14 protein-coding genes are annotated in these 20,764 nt (G+C 60.8%); 7 read left to right on the plus strand and 7 right to left on the minus strand.

Annotation, left to right across the window (positions count from 1 at the left end):
* Positions 1–72: 72 nt before the first annotated feature.
* On the plus strand, positions 73–2,016 hold the full coding sequence (locus BBI10_RS03140) for a methyl-accepting chemotaxis protein (RefSeq protein ID WP_065986667.1): 1,944 nt from the start codon (positions 73–75) through the stop codon (positions 2,014–2,016).
* 192 nt (positions 2,017–2,208) lie between these two features.
* On the opposite strand, the gene mdoH is transcribed toward BBI10_RS03140, so the two are convergent.
* From mdoH to pip, 4 genes are all read right to left on the minus strand, one after another.
* Positions 2,209–4,806 carry a glucans biosynthesis glucosyltransferase MdoH gene (gene mdoH, locus BBI10_RS03145; RefSeq protein WP_065986668.1) on the minus strand — a complete coding sequence of 866 codons (2,598 nt, stop codon included), beginning with the start codon at positions 4,804–4,806 and terminating at the stop codon, positions 2,209–2,211.
* On the minus strand, positions 4,799–6,778 hold the full coding sequence (locus tag BBI10_RS03150) for a glucan biosynthesis protein (protein ID WP_083233003.1): 1,980 nt from the start codon (positions 6,776–6,778) through the stop codon (positions 4,799–4,801). The genes mdoH and BBI10_RS03150 overlap by 8 nt, the downstream gene beginning before the upstream one ends.
* A gap of 258 nt (positions 6,779–7,036) precedes the next feature.
* Positions 7,037–7,474: a D-aminoacyl-tRNA deacylase gene (dtd, locus tag BBI10_RS03155; protein ID WP_065986671.1), complete on the minus strand. Its 438-nt coding sequence runs from the start codon at positions 7,472–7,474 to the stop codon at positions 7,037–7,039.
* The gene (gene pip / locus BBI10_RS03160) at positions 7,475–8,446 is read right to left on the minus strand and encodes a prolyl aminopeptidase (RefSeq protein ID WP_065986673.1); all 972 of its coding nucleotides are present in this window, start codon (positions 8,444–8,446) and stop codon (positions 7,475–7,477) included. It abuts the gene before it with no gap.
* Between the two features lie 380 nt (positions 8,447–8,826).
* Between pip and BBI10_RS03165 the strand changes: the two genes are divergently transcribed.
* The 4 genes from BBI10_RS03165 to BBI10_RS03180 all read left to right on the plus strand — a co-directional run bounded on the left by BBI10_RS03165 (position 8,827) and on the right by BBI10_RS03180 (position 17,488).
* The gene (locus BBI10_RS03165; protein WP_065986675.1) at positions 8,827–11,310 is read left to right on the plus strand and encodes a glycogen/starch/alpha-glucan phosphorylase; all 2,484 of its coding nucleotides are present in this window, start codon (positions 8,827–8,829) and stop codon (positions 11,308–11,310) included.
* Positions 11,311–11,842: 532 nt separating this feature from the next.
* Positions 11,843–14,725: a DUF2339 domain-containing protein gene (locus BBI10_RS03170; RefSeq protein ID WP_065986677.1), complete on the plus strand. Its 2,883-nt coding sequence runs from the start codon at positions 11,843–11,845 to the stop codon at positions 14,723–14,725.
* Positions 14,722–16,122, plus strand: a complete 1,401-nt coding sequence (locus tag BBI10_RS03175; RefSeq protein WP_083233004.1) for a DUF3999 domain-containing protein — start codon at positions 14,722–14,724, stop codon at positions 16,120–16,122. The genes BBI10_RS03170 and BBI10_RS03175 overlap by 4 nt, the downstream gene beginning before the upstream one ends.
* Positions 16,123–16,477: 355 nt before the next feature.
* Positions 16,478–17,488, plus strand: a complete 1,011-nt coding sequence (locus BBI10_RS03180; RefSeq protein ID WP_065986681.1) for a class 1 fructose-bisphosphatase — start codon at positions 16,478–16,480, stop codon at positions 17,486–17,488.
* A gap of 113 nt (positions 17,489–17,601) precedes the next feature.
* Here the strand turns inward: BBI10_RS03180 and BBI10_RS03185 are convergent, their stop codons facing one another.
* Positions 17,602–17,934 (minus strand): type II toxin-antitoxin system RelE/ParE family toxin, encoded by a 333-nt coding sequence (locus tag BBI10_RS03185; RefSeq protein ID WP_065986683.1) that lies wholly within the window; start codon positions 17,932–17,934, stop codon positions 17,602–17,604.
* Positions 17,931–18,203 (minus strand): type II toxin-antitoxin system Phd/YefM family antitoxin, encoded by a 273-nt coding sequence (locus BBI10_RS03190; RefSeq protein WP_065986686.1) that lies wholly within the window; start codon positions 18,201–18,203, stop codon positions 17,931–17,933. The genes BBI10_RS03185 and BBI10_RS03190 overlap by 4 nt, the downstream gene beginning before the upstream one ends.
* Positions 18,204–18,424: 221 nt before the next feature.
* Here BBI10_RS03190 and bamE point away from each other — a divergent pair, with 221 nt between their 5' ends.
* Positions 18,425–18,679 carry an outer membrane protein assembly factor BamE domain-containing protein gene (gene bamE / locus BBI10_RS03195; RefSeq protein WP_065986688.1) on the plus strand — a complete coding sequence of 85 codons (255 nt, stop codon included), beginning with the start codon at positions 18,425–18,427 and terminating at the stop codon, positions 18,677–18,679.
* Positions 18,676–19,263: a lipocalin family protein gene (locus BBI10_RS03200; protein WP_065986689.1), complete on the plus strand. Its 588-nt coding sequence runs from the start codon at positions 18,676–18,678 to the stop codon at positions 19,261–19,263. The genes bamE and BBI10_RS03200 overlap by 4 nt, the downstream gene beginning before the upstream one ends.
* Position 19,264: 1 nt before the next feature.
* Here the strand turns inward: BBI10_RS03200 and BBI10_RS03205 are convergent, their stop codons facing one another.
* Positions 19,265–20,629 (minus strand): formimidoylglutamate deiminase, encoded by a 1,365-nt coding sequence (locus BBI10_RS03205; protein ID WP_065986692.1) that lies wholly within the window; start codon positions 20,627–20,629, stop codon positions 19,265–19,267.
* Between the last annotated feature and the right edge of the window lie 135 nt (positions 20,630–20,764).

Raw genomic sequence — 20,764 nt, forward strand, 5'->3', positions numbered from 1 at the left:
ACGACCTGATCAGGTCACGCCTCCGCCTCCCCTGCCGATGCGCGTTTATCGCCCATCCGCAGGAGACGCATCATGTTGCAAAGCATCAACCGGGCGCTGGCCAACACCAGCGTCAAACTCAAACTCTCGCTGGGCTTTGGCCTGGTTCTGCTTCTGACCCTGGCCATTACCCTGACCGGGTGGCATGGGCTCGACACGATGATCGAGCGCTCGGAGTCACTGACCTCCATCGCTCAGCTCAACGCGATGACCAAGGACCTGCGCGCCGAGCGCATCGTCTTTCGGGTCGAAAACACTGCTGACAGCGCCTCGCGCGTCGTTGCCCGCATCAATGAAATCGAAGCGCATCTGGTTGTGCTGCGCGACGATGCTCCTCCCGCCGACATCCTCAAGCTGCTCAACAGCCAAAGCGACACGGTCAGGGCGCTCGAAGCCACCTTTGCCGATCTGACCACGCTGTTGAGTGCGCGAGCCGAATCGCGTGCGCAGCTGGCGGTTCTCTCGGACGAGGCGATCAAGTCCATCGGCCAGGTGGAAAGCGAGGTCTTGAAAGCCGTCAGCCAAGAGCAGGACAGCAGCGAGCGCCTCGGTGAGTTCACCAACATCCAGCAATTGCGCGAGCAAGTGCAGAACGCCCGTTACGAAGTTCAGGCGTACGTGTTCAGCGGTAAAGAGTCCTATGAAATTGCCGCCATTACCGCCATCGACGAAGCGCTGAAGGAGGTCGAGCAGATCGCCAGCGATCAAGCCGATGGCAACGTCAGTGAATTGCTCACGGCGCGTAAGACGCTGCTCAAGTACCGCGAGCACATGGGCCAGTTCAAAGACCTGCAGGTCAAGGTTGAAGCGGCCCAGGAGTCCATGGAGGCGCTGAGCGAGAGCCTGCTCACCTCGACCGGCGAGATCACTGCGCTGCAAGGCCAGCGGCGTGATGCCGAAGCCACTCAGTCGCGGCAGACGCTCAGTGGCGTGGCCGGGCTGGCGATGCTCCTTGGCCTGCTCGCGGCGTGGCTGATCACCCAGCAGATCATCGCGCCGCTACGGCTGACCTTGAGTGCGGCGGCGCGCATCGCCAACGGTGATCTCAGTCAGGACCTGGAGCTCGGCCGCCGCGACGAGATGGGCATGCTTCAGCGCAGCATGCAGGAGATGACCCTGAGCCTGCGCAAGCTCATCAGTGGCATCAGCGACGGCGTGACCCAGATCGCCAGCGCGGCCGAGCAACTGTCCGCTGTCACGGCGCAGACCAGCGTGGGCGTCAACAGCCAGAAAGACGAAACGGACTGCGTTGCGACGGCGATGAACCAGATGACCTCAACCGTGATGGAAGTGGCCCGCAATGCCGAAGAAGCCAGCGAGGCGGCGCGGCACGCTGATCAGCAGGCGCGGGACGGCGACAAGGTGGTCAACGACGCCATCGCGCAGATCGAGCGCCTGGCGCTGGAGGTGGATAATTCCACCGAAGCCATGGGCAAGCTGAAGCTGGAGAGCGACAAGATCGGCGGTGTCCTCGACGTCATCAAGTCAGTGTCGCAGCAGACCAATCTGCTGGCCTTGAACGCCGCGATCGAAGCCGCCCGGGCAGGGGAAGCGGGACGCGGTTTTGCGGTCGTTGCCGATGAGGTTCGAGGCCTGGCCCAGCGCACCCAGGAATCCACCGAGGAAATCGAAGTGCTTATCGCAGCGCTGCAAAGCGGCACCCAGCAAGTGGTGATGACCCTCGATGCCAGCCGAATCCTCACCGACAGCAGCGTGGAGTTGAGTCGCCAGGCCGGCAGCGCGTTGGGACACATCACACGGACGGTGTCGACGATTCAGACGATGAACCAGCAGATCGCCGCGGCGGGCGAGGAACAGAGCAGCGTGGCGGAGCAGATCAACCGCAGTGTGCTGAACGTTCGGGATGTGTCCGAGCAAACCGCAGCGTCCAGCGAGGAGACGGCCGCGTCGAGCATCGAACTGGCGCGGCTGGGTGTGCAGCTGCAGGAGATGGTCGGGAAGTTTCGGGTGAGTTAAGGCGAAACCGGCTGCGACGTCGAATTGTAGGACCGGCTTTAGCCGGGAAGGCGTGTGCATTCACATCGCAGAATTAATAGCATACGCGCAGGCCTCTTCCCGGCTAAAGCCGGTCCTACTACACAAGGGCCCGGCCCAAACAAAAACGCCGCCGAAGATCACTCTTCGGCGGCGTTTTATTCAGCGTATGAATCAGGCGTTGACGAGGGTCGCGTCATTCACATGGGTCGCTGGCTGCAAAGGCAGCAGCGGCGCATGGGGATCGGCTTCCACCGACGCGCGCCAGGCATTGAGCCAAGCGGAATTGCCTTCGCTCCAGACCAGTTCGTGCAACCGAGCCAGCGCAACCGGATCACTGAGCAATTGCAGGCGTTCGTGGTTGTTCAGCAGCTCAGGGCCACCCTTGATCGCGTGACGCACACGCTCGACACGCATCCACTCGATCGGCTCGGCCTCGCGATGGCGAGAAGTCGCCAGCGCGCAGGCCAAGGCGTTCTGCTGTGGATCGACCACGGCGCGAACAAAGCCGTCGTTCAGCGCATGCCAACGGTTCTCGTGGGTGTACTTGTCAGTGGACACCAGCTCTTGCGGCGGCGTGTGCTCTTCCGGGATCAGGAACAGCTTGGTGTCGCGCGCTTTCAGGCCCAGATTCGTGCGGCTGGAAATCACCGACACCGGGATCGACAGCATCAACGAACCCACGATCGGCACCAGCCACCACAGGAAGCTCGGGTTCAGCCAGGCCACCAGCAGCGCCCAGCAGAAGCCCAGCAGCGTCTGCGGCCCGTGACGTTTGACCGCTTCGCTCCACGGCGTCGAGTCATCATCACGCTGCGGCGAGTTCCACGTCGCAGCCCAGCCCAGGAACGCGGCCAGTACGAAGCGGGTGTGGAAGATCATGCGCACCGGCGCCAGCAGCATGGAAAACAGCATTTCCAGCAGCATCGACAGGGTGACTTTGATGCGGCCACCAAAACCGGTTGCGCCCTTGGCCCAGATCAGAATGACGCTGAGCAGTTTCGGCAGGAACAACAGCACGACCGTGGTGGAGAACAAGGCAACGGCTTTCTCCGGGTGCCACTGCGGCCACAACGGATACAGCTGACGCGGCTCCATGAAGTAGGTCGGCTCCATCAGCGTGTTCACCGCCAGCAGCGCGGTCGACAGCACCAGGAAGAAGAACCATAACGGAGCCGACAGATAGGACATCACGCCGGTCAGGAACACCGCACGGTGCACCGGGTGCATGCCTTTCACCAGGAACAGGCGGAAGTTCATCAGGTTACCGTGGCACCAGCGACGGTCACGCTTGAGCTCATCCAGCAGGTTCGGCGGCAGCTCTTCGTAACTGCCCGGCAAATCGTAGGCAATCCACACACCCCAGCCGGCACGGCGCATGAGCGCAGCTTCAACGAAGTCGTGGGACAGAATTGCACCGGCAAACGCGCCCTTACCGGGCAGCGGCGCTAGGGCGCAGTGCTCGATGAACGGCTTCATGCGGATGATCGCGTTGTGACCCCAGTAGTGGGATTCACCCAACTGCCAGAAGTGCAGGCCGGCGGTGAACAACGGGCCGTACACCCGGGTCGCGAACTGCTGCATGCGTGCATACAGCGTGTCCATGCCCGAGGCACGCGGCGCGGTCTGGATGATACCGGCGTCCGGCGTCGCTTCCATCAAACGCACGAGGCTGGTAAGGCATTCGCCGCTCATCACCGAGTCAGCGTCAAGCACGACCATGTAGCGGTATTCACCGCCCCAGCGACGGCAGAAGTCATCGAGGTTACCGCTCTTGCGCTTAACGCGACGGCGGCGACGACGATAGAAGATCTTGCCGAAACCACCGGTTTCACGGCACACGTCGAGCCAGGCTTGTTGCTCGGCCACACAGATGTCGGTTTCGTTGGAGTCGCTGAGAATGAAGAAGTCAAAGCGGTCCAGATCGCCTGTGGCTTTGACCGATTCGAACGTCGCCCGCAGACCGGCGAATACGCGAGGCACGTCTTCGTTGCAGATCGGCATCACAAGCGCAGTGCGCGCGCCCGCTTCGATCGGCTCATTGCCCGCGCTTGCACCGGAAATACGGTACTTGTCGTGGCCAGTGAGCAGTTCGAGGAAGCCCATCAGCGCGGTCCAGAAACCGGCCGACACCCAGCAGAACAGAATCCCGAACAACAGAAGGATGCTGGTCTGCAGCGCATACGGCATGACCTGAACAGCGGTCTGCCACAGGGTTTGATGACTGATTTCGTCAAACGAAACCAGCGACCAGCCCTGGTACGGCAGGATGCCCTTCATGTAGAAGCCGGCGACGATGGTCTGGCCCAGCATGAGGATCAACAGAATGTAGCGACGGATTGAACCGACGGTACGCCAGCGCGCCTTCGGCAGATCGCGTGGCAGATCGTCCTTGGGCGGCGGCGGATTGCTCTTGCCGGTCAGTCGACGCCAGCCGCGGTGCAGGATGTTGGTCCGCCACGGCTCCGGCACGACTTTGGTCCGACGAATCGGCGGCGTGGCTTTCAGGACAACGCGGCCACTGGCGTCGACACTCAGCATCTCGGCTTCGTGCAGCTCATCAGCGGTCGTCAGGGTCAGGCGACGACCCACCGAGGCCTGGGAGGCCTCGGCAGGGTCAGCGACGGTTTGCGCCGAAAGGCGTTCGTGCAGCTCAGCGAACGAGGTGCAGCTGGCAAGTTCTGCCCGCTGCGCGTCGGTCATCGGCAGATGCGCCAGGTACTCGCTGAGAGACTCATTCAAAGGCTCTGGCACCGCGTGTGAATTACTCATCGGCTGGCAACTGGTAGCTCCAGGTTTCGGTCAGGATTTGTTGAATCATGGCCGGCCCCTGTTGGGTGGATGCAGCCTCTACCGCTGGCTGCGGGGTCTCTTTCATGCCTTTGTTGGCCTTGGCAGCGTCCCCCAGTGCGGCTTCAGGCTTGGACGCCTCATCCGACTTGGCTTCGGCTACCTTGGTAGCTTCGGCCGACTTGGCGGCATCTTTGCTGTCGGCTTTAGGGCCTTTAGCGTCCTTCATGTCTTTCGCGTCTTTCGCATCGCCGGCCTTCAAGGCATCGGTCTTAACGAGCTCAGCTTTCTCGTCCTTCGGTGCAGCAACCACTGGCGCCGCAGCAACAGCAGCCTTGGCATCAGCCTTGGCGGCCGGCTTCTTGTCCGACTTGTCGGCAGTGATGACCGCTGGCTCCTTGCCTGGCTCGGCAGGGGTTTCGCGCAGCAGGTAAGCACGCATTTCAACCGCCTTGCCCGGATCCTTGACCTTCAGGCGAAGCGTCAGACGCCAGCCTTTGGTGACCGGGTTATAGCGCAGGTTGTTCTCGACCAGATCGGTGTTGTCATCGGTGATGACCTGACTGCGGATCGACGGATCTTCGCCCAGCTTGGCGAGGGTCGGGCCAACGAAATCCACCAGATAAGCAACGCTGCCGTCCGGTTGACGAATCAGGTTCGACTGCTTCACGTCACCCGTCGAGCGCAGGGTCTGCTTGACCCAGCCCAGATCTGGCGAGTGAATGGCATCCTCATCCATGGTCCAGTGCAGACGGTAGTTGAAGTCAATCGACTGACCCGGCTCTGGCTGGGTTTCCGGCTTCCAGAACGCAACGATGTTGTCGTTGGTTTCGTCAGCAGTAGGGATCTCGACCAGGTCAACGGTGCCCTTGCCCCAATCGCCCTTCGGCTCGATCCAGGCGCTTGGACGTTTGTCGTAGCGGTCATCCAGATCTTCGTAATGGCTGAAGTTGCGGCCACGTTGCAGCAGACCGAAGCCGCGCGGGTTCTCTACGGAGAAGCTGCTGACCGAGAGGTGTTTAGGGTTGTTCAGCGGGCGCCAGATCCACTCGCCATTGGCTGCCTGGATCGACAGACCGCTGGAGTCGTGCAGCTCGCGACGGTAATTCAGGACTTTCGACGGCTGATTGGCGCCGAACAGGTACATGCTGGTCAGCGGCGCAACGCCCAATTTGCCGACCTTGTCACGCAAGTACATGCGCGACTGGACATCAACCAGTGTGTTGGTGCCCGGACGCAGGGTCAGCTTGTAAGCGCCGGTGGCGCGAGGGGAGTCGAGCAAGGCGAAGATGACCAGATGGTTGTCATCCGGGCTTGGCTTCTCGATCCAGAATTCGGTGAAGCGAGGGAATTCCTCACCTGATGGCATCGCCGTGTCGATCGCCATCCCGCGCGCAGACAAACCGTAAACCTGACCTTTACCGATGACGCGGAAGTAGCTCGCGCCCAGCATGGTCATGATTTCGTCTTGCTTGTCGTCTTTGTTGATCGGGTAGGTAACGCGGAAACCGGCGTAGCCCAGGTTCTCGGTCGACTTGGGATCGAACTTCACGTCACCGAAATCGAAACGAGTCGGGTCGTACTTGATCTCGTTGACGGAGTTGGCGGTGACTTCGTTGATTTTGACCGGGGTGTCGAAGTGCATGCCCTGGTGGTAGAACGACACCTTGAACGGGGTCTTGTCATTCGCCCATTCGGCTTTGTCTTGCAGGAAGCGGATCTTTTGATAGTCCGCGAACTTCATGTCGCGGAATTCGGCCGGAAGATTGCTCTTCGGCGCGGTGAATTTCTGTCCGGCCAGATCTTTGGCCTTTGTCGCCACGTCGTCTAGATCGAACGCCCAGAGCTGACTGGCGCCGAACAGACAAAACAAAGCCGACCCTGCCAGCAGCGCGCTGCGCAAGCGCCCGCCCGGGTTCTTTGGTGCATTACATGGACTAACAATCACGAGCAACCCTCGCCGAAAACAGATGAAGAAACCAACGGCCAGCTATCAAATGCCGGGTTGGCGAGCACTGTTCCGACTCCAAAAGGGGCCAATGATTCCCCAAGCGGTGCCGGACCAGTCTGCGTTTTACCGATTTAACGGGCTTTGGCCCGTCCTTGTAGCGCGCGATTATCCAGTAGCTCGCGTTACAACGCATCAGGGGACGCAAACTATTTATTGCGTTTGAAGCCAGTAAATCCGGGGCCATCAAAAAGACCGGGGCGCTCAGGTTTCAAGCAAAAATGTCACAGGGCCATCATTGATCAGGTGCACCTGCATATCTGCACCAAACTGGCCCGTTTCCACCGTCTCGTGGGAGCTTTTGGCCTTCGTCACCAAATAGCCAAACAGCTCGGCGCCGAGGGCCGGGGGTGCAGCTTTTGAAAAGCTCGGCCGCATCCCGCTCTTGGTATCTGCCGCCAGTGTGAACTGAGAGACCAGCAGTAAGCCGCCATTAACGTCGATTAACGAAAGATTCATCTTCCCGTCGGCGTCACTGAATACCCGATAGTTAAGCAGCTTGTGCAACATCTTGTCGGCGCTGGCCGGCGTGTCTTGAGGCTCGATGCCAATCAGGACCATTAAACCTTGATCAATCGCACCAATGGTCTGGCCGGCAACGTCGACGCGCGCCTGGGAAACGCGCTGAAGCAAGGCCTTCATTTATGCCTCTTCCGGCGGCAGATCCAGCAAACGGCGCGCCACTTCTGACGCCGCCCGCACCAGCGCATCGGTGATGCCCGGCTCGGACGCCGAGTGACCGGCTTCGCGGATGACCTGCAGTTCACTGTTCGGCCACGCCTGGTGCAGCTCCCAGGCGTTGTCCAGCGTGCAGATCATGTCGTAGCGGCCATGGACGATGATGCCCGGCAGATGGGCGATTTTCGGCATGTCGCGAATCAGCTGGTTTTCTTCGAGGAACGCACCATTGGTGAAGTAATGGCATTCGATGCGCGCAATGGACAAGGCGCGATGGGGTTCGGTGAAGCGATCGACCACCTGCGGGTTCGGACGCAATGTGGCGGTGCGCCCTTCCCATGTCGACCACGCCTTGGCGGCGTGCATCTGGGCGATCTGATCATTGCCGGTGAGGCGTTTGTGGAATGCGGCGAGCACGTCGTGGCGCTCGTCCGGCGGGATCGGCGCCATGTAGTCCTGCCAGTAATCCGGGAACAGCCGGCTCGCGCCTTCCTGGTAGAACCACTTGATGTCCTGGGGCCGGCTCAAAAAGATGCCGCGCAAGATCAAAGCATGGACCCGATCCGGGTGTTTCTGCGCGTAGGCCAGGGAGAGCGTCGAACCCCACGAGCCACCAAACACCACCCATTTGTCGATGCCCAGGTGGGTGCGGATGCGTTCGAGGTCATCGACCAGGTGCCAGGTGGTGTTGTTTTCCAGGCTGGCATGAGGCGTTGAACGACCGCAGCCGCGCTGATCGAAGGTGATGATGCGATAGAGATTAGGATCGAAATAACGGCGGCTCTGTGCATCGCATCCCGAACCCGGCCCCCCGTGAATGAATATGACGGGCAGGCCGTCCGGCGAGCCGCTTTCATCGACATACAGTACATGCGGCTCTTCCACCGCCAGATCGTGCCGGGCGTAAGGTTTGATCTGCGGGTACAAAGTCTGCATAGGTGCTCCAAAAGTCCAGTTCAGGGGCTGCGGTCTATCTGCCGTTGGGCATCATAAACCTGAATCGGCGAATGAACATGCCCGCCTCATTCCGGCCAACTGTTATCCCCTGTTTCACAGGCACATGCCCGCTGACAGCAAAACATGAGCAAGATCAACGCCAGAGTGGAACGATCAATGCAAGGCGTCTCCAGATACGGGGGAATGCGCCAGAGAATTGCCTTCGATGTGCAATGACGGCGAACCGGGGTAGCTTGTTCGAGTCGAACCGAGGGTTGTGCAACCGCGTATTTTCCGTCCGACCGGGAGGAAATAACCAATGACACGCCCTACAGTCAACCCACCCATTTAATCGTCAAACCAACTTGAGGTCGTACCCGATGTCTCCGGAACCCAACGTTCGTGACGCTGAAGTGGCAGCCTTCCGAGAAGCTGTGCTGAACAAACTCGAGTATGCCGTCGGTAAAGACCCCGACCATGCCTTCGACCATGACTGGTTCATGGCCATCGCGCTGGCGACTCGCGACAAAATGGCCGAGCGCTGGATGAACCACACGCGCTACGTCTATCGGCAGGAAAAAAAGCGTGTCTATTACCTTTCCCTCGAGTTCCTGATCGGCCGTCTGATGTTCGACAGCCTGAGTAACCTGGGCATCCTCGAAACCGCGCGCGAAGCGTTGAAAGGCCTGAACGTCGACTTGGAGCAGATTCGCTCGCTGGAGCCTGACGCTGCACTGGGCAACGGCGGCCTCGGTCGTCTGGCCGCCTGCTTCATGGAAAGCATGTCGACCCTCGGCATTGCGGGCCATGGCTACGGCATTCGTTACGAGCACGGCCTCTTCCGTCAGGCCATCGTCGATGGCTGGCAGCAGGAGCAGACCGAGAACTGGCTGGACTTTGGTAACCCGTGGGAATTCGAACGTCCTGAAGTGATTTACCAGATCGGCTTCGGCGGCAGCGTGCAGCCTCTGCTTGATGCAGCCGGCGCGCCTGTGCTGGACGCCTCGGGCGAAACCCGTCAGGTCTGGACCGCAGGCGAAACCGTTCGCGCGATTGCTTACGACACGCCCGTCGTGGGCTGGCGCGGCAAAGCGGTGAACACGCTGCGCCTGTGGCGTGCGCGCGCCGTGGAAGACCTGCATCTGGAACGCTTCAACGCCGGCGACCACGTCGGTGCGGTGGCGGAAGTAGTGCGGGCCGAAAGTATTTCCCGTGTGCTGTATCCAAACGACAGCACCGAAGCGGGCCAGGAACTGCGCCTGCGTCAGGAATTCTTCTTCGTCTCGGCGTCGCTGCAGGATTTGCTGCGCCGCCACAAGAACATGGGCTACAGCATCGGCAGCCTGCCGGAACACGTTGCCATCCAGATGAACGACACCCACCCGTCGATCGCCGTGGCGGAGCTGATGCGCGTCCTGATCGACCTGCACGACGTGGAATGGGATGAAGCCTGGCGCATCACCGTCGGCACCCTGGCGTACACCAACCACACGCTGCTGCCTGAAGCGCTGGAAACCTGGTCGGTCGGCCTGATGGAGCGCATGTTGCCGCGCCACATGCAGATCATTTACATGATCAACGCCCAGCACATCGACAAGGTCCGCCTGGACTTCAAAGACGATCCTGGCCTGTTCGACCTGTTGCGCGCCGTCTCGCTGATCGAAGAAGACAACGGCCGTCGCGTGCGCATGGGTAACCTGGCGTTCCTTGGCTCACACAGTGTGAACGGTGTGTCGGCGCTGCACACGCAGCTGATGCGCAAGACCGTTTTCGCTCATCTGCACAAGCTGCACCCGGACCGCATCAACAACAAAACCAACGGCATCACCTTCCGCCGCTGGCTGTTCCAGTCCAACCCGCAACTCACTTCCATGCTGGTCAACGAGCTCGGCGAGCAGGTACTCGACAACCACGAGACCGCGCTGCTGAAACTGGAGCCGCTGGCTGAAGACCCACGATTCCAGCAGGAGTTTGCCGCTCAACGCCTGCAAAGCAAGAAAGCCCTGGCCTCGATCATTCAGGAACGCATGGGCATCGTGGTTAACCCTGAGGCGATGTTTGACGTACAGGTCAAGCGCATCCACGAGTACAAGCGTCAGTTGCTTAACCTGTTCCACACCGTGGCGCTGTATCAGGCCATGCGTGCCGACCCGAGCACCGATTGGGTGCCGCGCGTGAAGATCTTCGGCGGCAAGGCGGCGGCCAGTTATCACTCGGCCAAGCTGATCATCAAGCTGACCAACGACATCGCGCGCACGGTCAACAATGACCCGACGTTGCGCGGCCGTTTGAAAGTGGTGTTCATGCCCAACTACAACGTCAGCCTGGCGGAAAGCATCATTCCGGCGGCGGATTTGTCGGAGCAGATTTCCACGGCGGGCCTGGAAGCGTCCGGCACCAGCAACATGAAGTTCGGCCTCAACGGCGCACTGACCATCGGTACCCTCGACGGCGCCAACGTGGAGATGAGCGAGCAGGTCGGTCTGGAGCACATGTTCATCTTCGGCATGACCTCGCAGGAAGTCGAAGCACGCAAGCATGCCGGTGAGTTCAACGCGCATCAGGACATCGCAGCGTCCGGGCGTTTGAATGACGTGCTTCAAGCGATCCGCGGCGGGGTGTTCTCGCCGGATGATCCGTATCGCTACGCCGGGCTGATCGATCAGTTGATCAACTACGACCGCTTCTTCGTCTGCGCTGACTTCGAGTCGTACTGGCACGCCCAGGCCAAGGTCGAAGCGCGCTGGCACGATTCGAAAGAATGGTGGCGTTCGGCGGTGCTCAACACTGCGCGCATGGGCTGGTTCTCTTCGGACCGGACCATCCGCGAGTACGCGACCGAAATCTGGAACGCGCTGGATTAAGGGCGCTTGAGGTGATTGTCTCAGCCGAGACGATCACCTCGATGTGACCGCTCGCTCTCGCAGCAAGTACAAATCCTGTGGGAGCTTGCTCGCGAAGACTTACTTTCATCCACCAGAAATGCTTGGCCGGGGACAGATTAATTTACGGTGAAGCGTTGTAAATAAATCAGTCCCCTTCCACCCCGCTTCCACCCCGGCCACACCGCTCGGTTTCGAGGCAGATGCAAATCCTGTGGGAGCGAGCTTGCTCGCGAAGACTTACTTTCATTCACCAGAAACGCTTGGGCGGGGACAGATTAATTTACGGTGAAGCGTTGTAAATAAATCAGTCCCCTTCCACCCGTAAATAAATCAGTCCCCTTCCTCCGTGGTAAATAAATCAGTCCCCTTCCACCAATCCCCCTTCCTCCGCACTTCCACCGCAGTCCTTTTTTACTTGGCTCCCCTCCCCAACACAAAATGTTTCCCCTTTCCTGATGCCCGATATACTTTTCGCCATCGCTGTTGATCGGCTGAAAAGGGATGTCGTCGCGTGCAATGGATTCTTCTGCTGGCCGGTCTGGTGATCGGAGCGCTTCTTGATGGGTCGCTGTTGGGCGGCGCGGTCGGGGCGGTCATTGGCCTGGCGGCGGGCTTGAGCTTCCGGCTGAGTGCATTGACGCGGGAAACCGCCGTGCAGAAAGCCGAACTTGCCAAGACCCGGCAGGACCTCGACGCCGTACAACAACGCCTCAGCCAGCTGGATTCCGCCTCCGCCCAGTTGCCGGATGCACCCGTGTCCGCGCCGTTGAATGTTCAGCCCATCGCAGACGATGGCCCGGAGCTGCTGTGGGATCTACCGGACCTCGAGCCGGCCGCCTCGGACGTTGGCGATTCGGAATGGAGTCGTCCTGCACCGGCGCCATCACCCACAGCCCCGAGCTACGCGCCCGCTGCTGCATCCGCCTCCCTGCCCGCTTCAACCCAGCCCGCCCCTGCCCGGCACAACCTGTTCGACAGCGCCTTCATGCGCGCAAAAAACTGGCTGCTCGGTGGCAACACCGTGCTGCGGGTCGGCGTCGTATTGCTGTTTCTCGGCCTGGCGTTCCTGCTGCGCTACGCCACCGAAGGCATGGTCGTCCCGATCGAAGCCCGTTATGCCGGTGTCGCGGGGGCAGCCTTGGCGCTGCTGGGGTTGGGTTGGGGGCTGCGTCATCGCAATGAATCCTTCGCGCTGATGCTGCAGGGGACGGGCGTCGCGGTGCTGTACCTGACCGTGTTCGCCGCGATGAAAGTCCACACCTTGCTGGCGCCAGGGATGGCATTCAGCCTGCTGGTGGCGGTCACCGTATTTTCGGCCATTCTCGCCGTCACGCAAAACTCTCTGGCCCTCGCCTGCGTCGCCGCTCTGGGCGGATTTGCCGCGCCGCTGCTGACGTCCTCTGGCGAGGGCAGTCACGTCGCGCTGTTCAGTTATTTCGCCCTGCTCAATGCTGGCATCTTCGCCATCGCCTGGTTCAAGGCCTGGCGCCCGCTGAACCTGATCGGCTTCATCGGCACATTCGGCATCGGCTTCGCCTGGGGCATGGACGCGTACACGCCCGAGCTGTTCTGGAGCACGGAACCCTTCCTGATCCTGTTCTTCCTGATGTACTTGGCCATCGGCCTGCTGTTCGCCCGGCGCACGCTGCAAGAACACGCCGCCGGGCCCGACGACGACAGCCGGGAAGCCACCCTGCGCGGGTCCTCGCGTCAGACCCACTACGTCGACGGCAGCCTGTTGTTCGGCACACCCATCGTCGGCTTCGGCCTGCAGTACGCGCTCGTTCAACACATCGAATTCGGCGCTGCGTTGAGCGCACTGGCGCTGGGCTTGCTGTACATGGGCATCGCTCGGTTCCTGGCCGGGCGCGCACCGGGTCGGGCGTTGCTGCTGGTCGAAACGTGCCTGTCGCTGGGCGTTGTCTTCGGCACGCTGGCGATTCCCCTCGGCCTCAGCGCGCAATGGACGACGGTCGCCTGGGCGGTCGAAGGCGCGGCGGTGTTCTGGCTCGGCATGCGTCAGAACCGCTTGCTGGCACGGGGTTTCGGCCTGCTGCTGCAACTGGGCGCGGGGATGGCGTTTCTGGGCGTGGTCGGGCGCTGGTATGTGCCGACGTTCAATCAGGGGGATTTCTGGACCCCCTTGATCATCGCACTCGCTGGTTTGGTCAGCGCGTTCTCCGTGGAGCACATCGGGACTTTGCGTCTGTCGCTAAGCAAGCGTGTATTGCAACCTGCGTTGCTGATGTGGGGAACGCTTTGGTGGTCCGTAGCGCTGTTCATCATGACTGACTACGTAGCAGGCCCGAACGTGTTCTCGACGTTGCTGGTGCTGGGCGCCGTTAGCGTTGGGCTGTGGACCATGGCAGCCCTGCGCCTGAACTGGACCGGAATCGCTCAACTGTCCACGCTGCTGACGCCGATGAGCGCTGTGTTGCTCGTGCTGATGAGCTTCAACGCCTATCACAACCCTGCCGCCGATTGGGGCTGGCTGGGCTGGCTCGCGGTGTTTGCGGTTCACCTGTGGTCCTTGAAGAAGCTCGACAAATTGCTGCTCCCGCGCCTGCGCAGTGGGGACCATGTGATCGGCTGCTGGCTGATCATCAGCGTTTTCTCGCTGCAACTTCGTTACGGACTGCTGGTGTTGTCGGAGGCGTATAACGCTTGGCGCTGGCTGGGCTGGGCGTTGCTGCCGAGCCTGTACTTGCTGGCGATGACGGCTTCCCGCACGTGGCTCTGGCCCGTCAACGCCTATCCGCGTGAATACCGTGTCTGGGCCGCCGCGCCGCTGGCGGCATTGATGCTCGCCTGGTTCTGGCTGGCGAACGGGTTCAGCGAAGGCGCTACCGACCCCCTGCCCTATCTTCCATTGCTGAACCCGCTGGAACTGGGCCTGTTGATCACGCTGACCGGCATCGTCAGCTGGACCCGCCAGCAACTTCCCCAATTGGGCGTCAGCGAGGGGCGTGCTCAGAAAGCGGCGCTGGTCATTGCCGGCGCATCGCTGTTCGCACTGATCACCGCCATGGTGCTGCGCACGGCCCATCACTGGGCCGGCGTGGCCTGGTACCCCGACGCGCTGTTTGAATCGATGCGTGTGCAGGCCGGGCTTTCCATCGTCTGGACGCTGACCGCGCTGGCGCTGATGATCGGCGGCCATCTGCGCGCGCGTCGGGACCTGTGGATTGCCGGCGCCGCACTGATCGGGGTCGTCGTGGCCAAACTGTTCTTCGTCGAGCTGAGCAATCGTGGCGGTCTGGAGCGGATCATTTCCTTTATCGGCGTTGGCGTTCTGTTGCTGGTGGTGGGATATTTCGCCCCCCTGCCGCCCCGGCATCCGGCTCGAAGCGAGGGTCTGACCGACGCCGACGCGGCGGACCGGGCATCGAAATGAAGCGCGTAAGGAGTGTTCAGTTGAGTCGTCAGTTCGTCATCAAGGCCGCCCTGCTTGCCCCGTTGCTGGGCTCGCTGCTGTGCGCGGCCCCGCTCAGCCAGGCGGAGGATCTGCCGGATGATTTCACCACCCATGCGCCCCTGACCGTCAGCGGCGAAGGGCCCTGGTATCGGCTGGAATTGCCCCTCGGCGTGCAGTTGAACGCGCGCCAGAGCACTCTCAACGATGTGCGCGTTTTCAACGCAGACGGCCAGGCCCAACCCTACGCAATCACCCAAAGCCCGCCCCAGCGTGCAGCCGACGCAAGCCCGGTCTCGGTGAAGTGGTTCCCGCTGTACAACAGTGATGCCGCGAAAGACGCCGAGCCGAAAATCCGCGTCGAGCGAACGCCGAACGGCACGCTGGTGGAGGTGCAGCCCCAGGGTGAGATCGAGGCGGGCGAAGAGATTCTGCGCGGCTGGTTGCTCGACACCAGCGCGATCAACGCGCCGCTGGATCAATTGATCCTGGACTGGAGCAGCGAGCGCGACGGCTTTCAGCGGTTCAGCATCGAGGCCAGCGACGACCTCCAGCACTGGCAGCGCTGGGGCGAGGGTCAGGTCGCGAGGCTGTCATTTGCTGAAGAGTTGGTTGAGCAGCGCGTCGTCAATCTGCCGGGGCGCAGCGCCCGCTATCTGCGTCTGCTGTGGAAATCGCCCCTGTCCGCGCCGACGCTGAACGCCGTGCAACTGATCAGCACGCAGCCCGGCGTGCTGCCGTTGAGCTGGTCGCCGGCCATCAATGGCCGCGTCGAAAAACCTGGCGTGTATGTGTGGCAACTGCCGGTGGCCCTGCCGCTGGAACGCATGCGGATCGACATCGCGCAACCCAACAGCCTCGCGCCTGCCACGCTCTATGGGCGTCGTGACAGCAACGCAGCGTGGGAGTTGATCGACAACGGCCTGCTTTATCGGCTCAGCCAGAACGGTCAGGACGTTGTGCAGGACGAAATGGAGCTGCCGGGCAATGTCGTGCAGCAGCTTAAACTTGAGGTCGATGACCGCGGCGGCGGCCTGGGCAATAACGCGCCGACGCTGAGCTTTGCCGTGCGCGCCACGCAACTGGTGTTCCTCGGTCGCGGCGCGCCGCCTTACAGCCTGGCCGTCGGCAACGCCACGGTGAAAAGCGCGGCGTTGCCACTGGCGACGCTGATTCCCGGTGTCAGCCCGGAGAAGCTGGCAGCACTGGGCAGCGCGTCCATGGCCGCGACACCTGTGGCGCCGGTTGCTCCGGCAGCGCCCGTGGAGGCCAGTGGTCCCGACATGAAGCGCATCGGTCTGTGGGCCGTGCTGATACTCGGGGTGATTTTTCTGGCATGGATGGCGCTTGGCACACTGCGCGGGTCGCGTAGCAAATAACGCGCAAAACAACGCGCCAAATTATAAGTGTCGGGGTGATGACGCTGAATCGCCCCGGCATCGAAAAAATTGCAGACGATGCCCGCCAATTCGTCACCCTGATCGCGTTACGCTTAACGTACAACCGATGCGACTGGGTACGGCGATCCCTTGTGGGACCGGCTTCAGCCGGGAAGGCGTCGGTCGTCACGCTGCAGGATTTGTGGTGTTCACACTGGCCTATTCCCGGCTAAAGCCGGTCCCACCAGGATGTAGCCCGTGAACTGAATCACTACCTACCCGGTCTGACAGGCAGTATTAAATTTCCGCTCACGCTAGACTGTGCGCGTTTTTATCCCCCATTTCGGAGCTCTCCATGTCCCGCGTTACCTTGAGTCGTTATCTGATCGAGCAGACCCGCACCAACAACACCCCTGCCGATCTGCGCTTTCTGATTGAAGTCGTGGCGCGCGCGTGCAAAGAGATCAGCCACGCGGTATCCAAAGGCGCCCTGGGCGGCGTGCTTGGCAGCATGGGCACTGAGAACGTGCAGGGTGAAGTGCAGAAGAAACTGGACGTAATGTCCAACGAGATTCTGCTCGAAGCCAACGAATGGGGTGGTCACCTGGCGGGCATGGCGTCCGAAGAAATGGACAACGCCTACCAGATCCCCGGCAAATACCCGAAAGGCGCCTACCTGCTGGTGTTCGACCCACTGGACGGCTCGTCCAACATCGACATCAACGCGCCGGTCGGCACGATCTTCTCGGTGCTGCGTTGCCCGAACGAGTACCTGAGCCAGAACGAAGCGCTGAACGAGAAGGCGTTTCTGCAGCCTGGCACTCAGCAAGTCGCCGCCGGTTACGCCATCTATGGCCCGCAGACCATGCTGGTGCTGACCCTGGGTGACGGCGTCAAAGGCTTCACCCTGGACCGTGAGATGGGCAGCTTTGTCCTCAGCCACGAAGACATCAAGATCCCGGAGTCCACTCAGGAATTCGCGGTCAACATGTCCAATCAGCGTCACTGGGAAGCTCCGGTCAAGCGCTACGTCGAAGAGCTGCTGGCGGGCGAAGACGGCCCGCTGAAAAAGAACTACAACATGCGTTGGGTCGCGGCGATGGTGGGCGACGTCCACCGCATCCTGACCCGTGGCGGTCTGTTCATGTACCCGCGCGATTCCCGCGAGCCTTCCAAGCCGGGCAAGCTGCGCCTGATGTACGAAGCCAACCCGATGTCGTTCCTGGTTGAACAAGCCGGCGGCGCGTCGACCGACGGCCATCAGCGCATCCTCGACATTCAGCCCGAAGGCCTGCACCAGCGTGTTGCTGTGTTCCTGGGTTCGAAAGAAGAAGTGGAACGCGCAACGGCGTATCACAAGGAATAAGGTTCTGAATGGCCGCCTTTGGCGGCCATCACCCTTGTTGGCGGATTTATGTCATTTCGCAGTCTGAATTCCAGATCTCGCAACAGCCATGACCAAAGAACCGCGATAAAACGTTAATGACTGATGTGTAGCAGGCGCTTCGTCAGCTGCGAGACCATATCTCGGCGCACATCAATTATTGCGTGAATAAATACAAGCTCCTGCCTGATCTCATAAATAATGCGGTTTTTACCGGACACAACCTGGCGATATTCATTCAGTTTCAGCATCTCGATTTCTTCAGGGACGGCCCCTGCGTATGGGGCAACGGCCAGCAGCTGCATCGCTTTCTTTAGCTGCATCGAGGTATCTGACCATACTGAGTCAGAGAATCTGGCCAATACATAACTGCGGAGCTCTTTCAAATCCTGCTTTGCGGAGTTGAGAATGACGACCTTCAAACTCATTCCTTGCCAATCCTTTCTAGCTCATCAAAAACATCTTCAACGCTTTCATACTCGCCCTTCTCGATTTCCCTGCTTCCTAACGCCAATATTTTCAGCAGTGCGAAAGTTTCCATTTGCTCTTCGTAGGACTTGACGTCCATCACCACAAGCTTTGCCTCACCATTTTGGGTGATCAGCATAGGCTCCCTGCTTTCTGAGATGTTTTTTACGATTTCTGCAGTGTGACTTTTCAAATAACTGATCGGTTTGACTTGCGATGAAAATTTCATCTGTCCGACTCCCCTGCCAAAAAACCGATTTTAGTCTGAATTTGGTTCATACCGTGAGGCTGTTTGTCTGGTGGAGCGGCACGCCCGATGGATAAATCTATGCCCCTCGGAACCAGTCCTCGCCTTTTCTCTTCTAAACTTGCGGCATCACGTCGGCGCTGTGCGGCTATCGCCGGGCGCTGCGTCGCTGCCTCCCCCATTGGATTCAGGAGTTTCATCTCATGTCTTTGCGCACTCTCGCAGTGTTGTCGTTCTGCGTATTGCTGGCGGCCTGCAGCAAAGTGACTCAGGAAAACTACTCGAAAATCACGGCCGGCATGCCCAAGGCGCAGGTCGAGCAATTGCTCGGCAGTCCAACCGAGTGCTCCGGCGCGTTGGGGATGTCCAGCTGCACGTGGGGCGATGCGAAGACGTTCATCAGCGTCCAGTACGCCGCCGACAAGGTCGTACTGTTCTCAGCGCAGGGGCTTGAATGAATATTCGTCAGGCACTGAAGCTCGGCGCCGTGGCGATAGCGGCAGTTTGGCTGGCTGGCTGTGCGGTCAAGCCTGAAAGCGAATCCATGGCGCCTAAGACGGTTGATCATGTTGATCTCAAGCGTTATCAAGGCACCTGGTACGAGGTGGCGCGGCTGCCGATGTTCTTCCAGCGCAACTGTGCGCAGTCCGAAGCGCACTACACGCTGAAGGCTGACGGGAACATTGCCGTCACCAACCGTTGCCGCACCCTCGAGGGCAAGTGGGAGCAGGCAACCGGGACCGCTTCACCGCAGATTCAGGGCAAGACCGACAAGCTGTGGGTCGTGTTCGATAACTGGTTCTCGAACCTCTTCCCGGGCGTGGCGAAGGGCGATTACTGGGTGCTGTACGTGAGCCCCGACTACACAGTGGCGCTGGTGGGCAGCCCGAGCCGCAAGTTCCTGTGGCTGCTGTCGCGCACGCCTCACGTGCCGGATGGGGTGCGCAACGACCTGCTGATGAAAGCGCAGCAACAGGGTTACGACACGACCAAGCTGATCTGGCGGGTAGCGGATTCGAAAGTAGGCAAGGCTGCGGACTGACTCAGCCCAGCAACTCCCGCAACACCTGAGCGAACGCACGGCTGCTCTGCCCTTCATCGGCATGGTGGCCGTCGCGGATCACCCAGCGGCCATTGACCATCACATCTCTGATCTGACGATCACTTCCGGCGAACAGCCAGCGATTGAGAATGGCATCACCGGAGGCGGTTGCCAGATACGGATCGTTGCCGTCGAGCACCAGCCAGTCCGCACGCTTGCCCACTTCCAACGCGCCCACCGGTTGCCCTATCGCCTGCGCACCGCCCACCAGCGCCGCGTCGTACAGCGTACGTCCGACCATCGGCTGATCCGGCCGGTACAGACGATTACGACGCTGATCGCGCAGACGCTGACCGTATTCCAGCCAGCGCAACTCTTCGACCACGCTCAGCGACACATGACTGTCGGAACCAATGCCCCAACGCCCGCCTTGTGCGATGTAATCCACCGCCGGGAATATCCCGTCGCCCAGATTTGCCTCGGTGGTCAGGCACAGCCCCGCGATCGCACGACTTTTCGCCATCAACGCCACTTCGTCCGGCTGGGCATGGGTCGCATGAACCAGGCACCAGCGCCCATCGACCTCGACGTTTTCATACAGCCACTGCAGCGGCCGGCGACCGCTCCAGTTCAGGCAATCGTCGACTTCCTTTTGCTGCTCGGCAATGTGGATGTGGATGGGGCAATGGGGGTCGCTGGCGGCGGTTACGTCGCTGATCTGCTGCGGCGTCACGGCGCGCAGCGAATGAAAGCACAGCCCCAGCGCCTGGGCGGGTTCCGCGGCAATGACGGGCTTCAGGCGGGACTGCAGATCCAGGTAGCTGTCGGTGCTGTTGATGAACCGGCGCTGCCCCTCGTTCGGCGTCAGGCCGCCAAACCCCGAGTGGCTGTAGAGCACCGGCAGCAGGGTCATACCGATGCCGACCGAACTCGCCGCCTGACTGACCTGCAGCGCCAGCTCGGCGGGGTCGGCGTAGGGCTTGCCGCTGGTGTCCTGATGGACGTAGTGAAACTCCGCGACCGAGGTAAAACCGCCCTTGAGCATCTCGATGTACAGCTGCCGCGCGATCACGCCGAGCTGCCGGGGACTGATCTGCCCGACGAGGCGATACATCAGGTCGCGCCAGGTCCAGAAACTGTCATTGGGATTGCCGGCCACTTCTGCCAGACCGGCCATGGCGCGTTGAAAAGCGTGGGAGTGCAGGTTGGGCATGCCCGGCACGACCGGCCCGTTGAGCCACTCGGCGTCACCACGTTCGGCGTCGGTCTGCACCTGGCTCAGCAGGCCATCGGCACCGACCTCGAAACGTACGTTGCTGGCCCAGCCGGTGGGCAACAACGCGCGTTCGGCAAAGAAAACGGACATGACTCGGCACCCCTTGCGTGAAATTGTCTATACATATACAGACGTTTACATGGCCGGTAAACTGCGCCGCGCTTGTCGGCACACGTGTTAATGGTTAGCGTGGACGCTGTAAACTCTCTCGCCTGAATAACGCCA

The sequence above is a fragment of the Pseudomonas graminis genome (genome assembly GCF_001705435.1).
Lineage (GTDB): Bacteria > Pseudomonadota > Gammaproteobacteria > Pseudomonadales > Pseudomonadaceae > Aquipseudomonas > Aquipseudomonas graminis_B.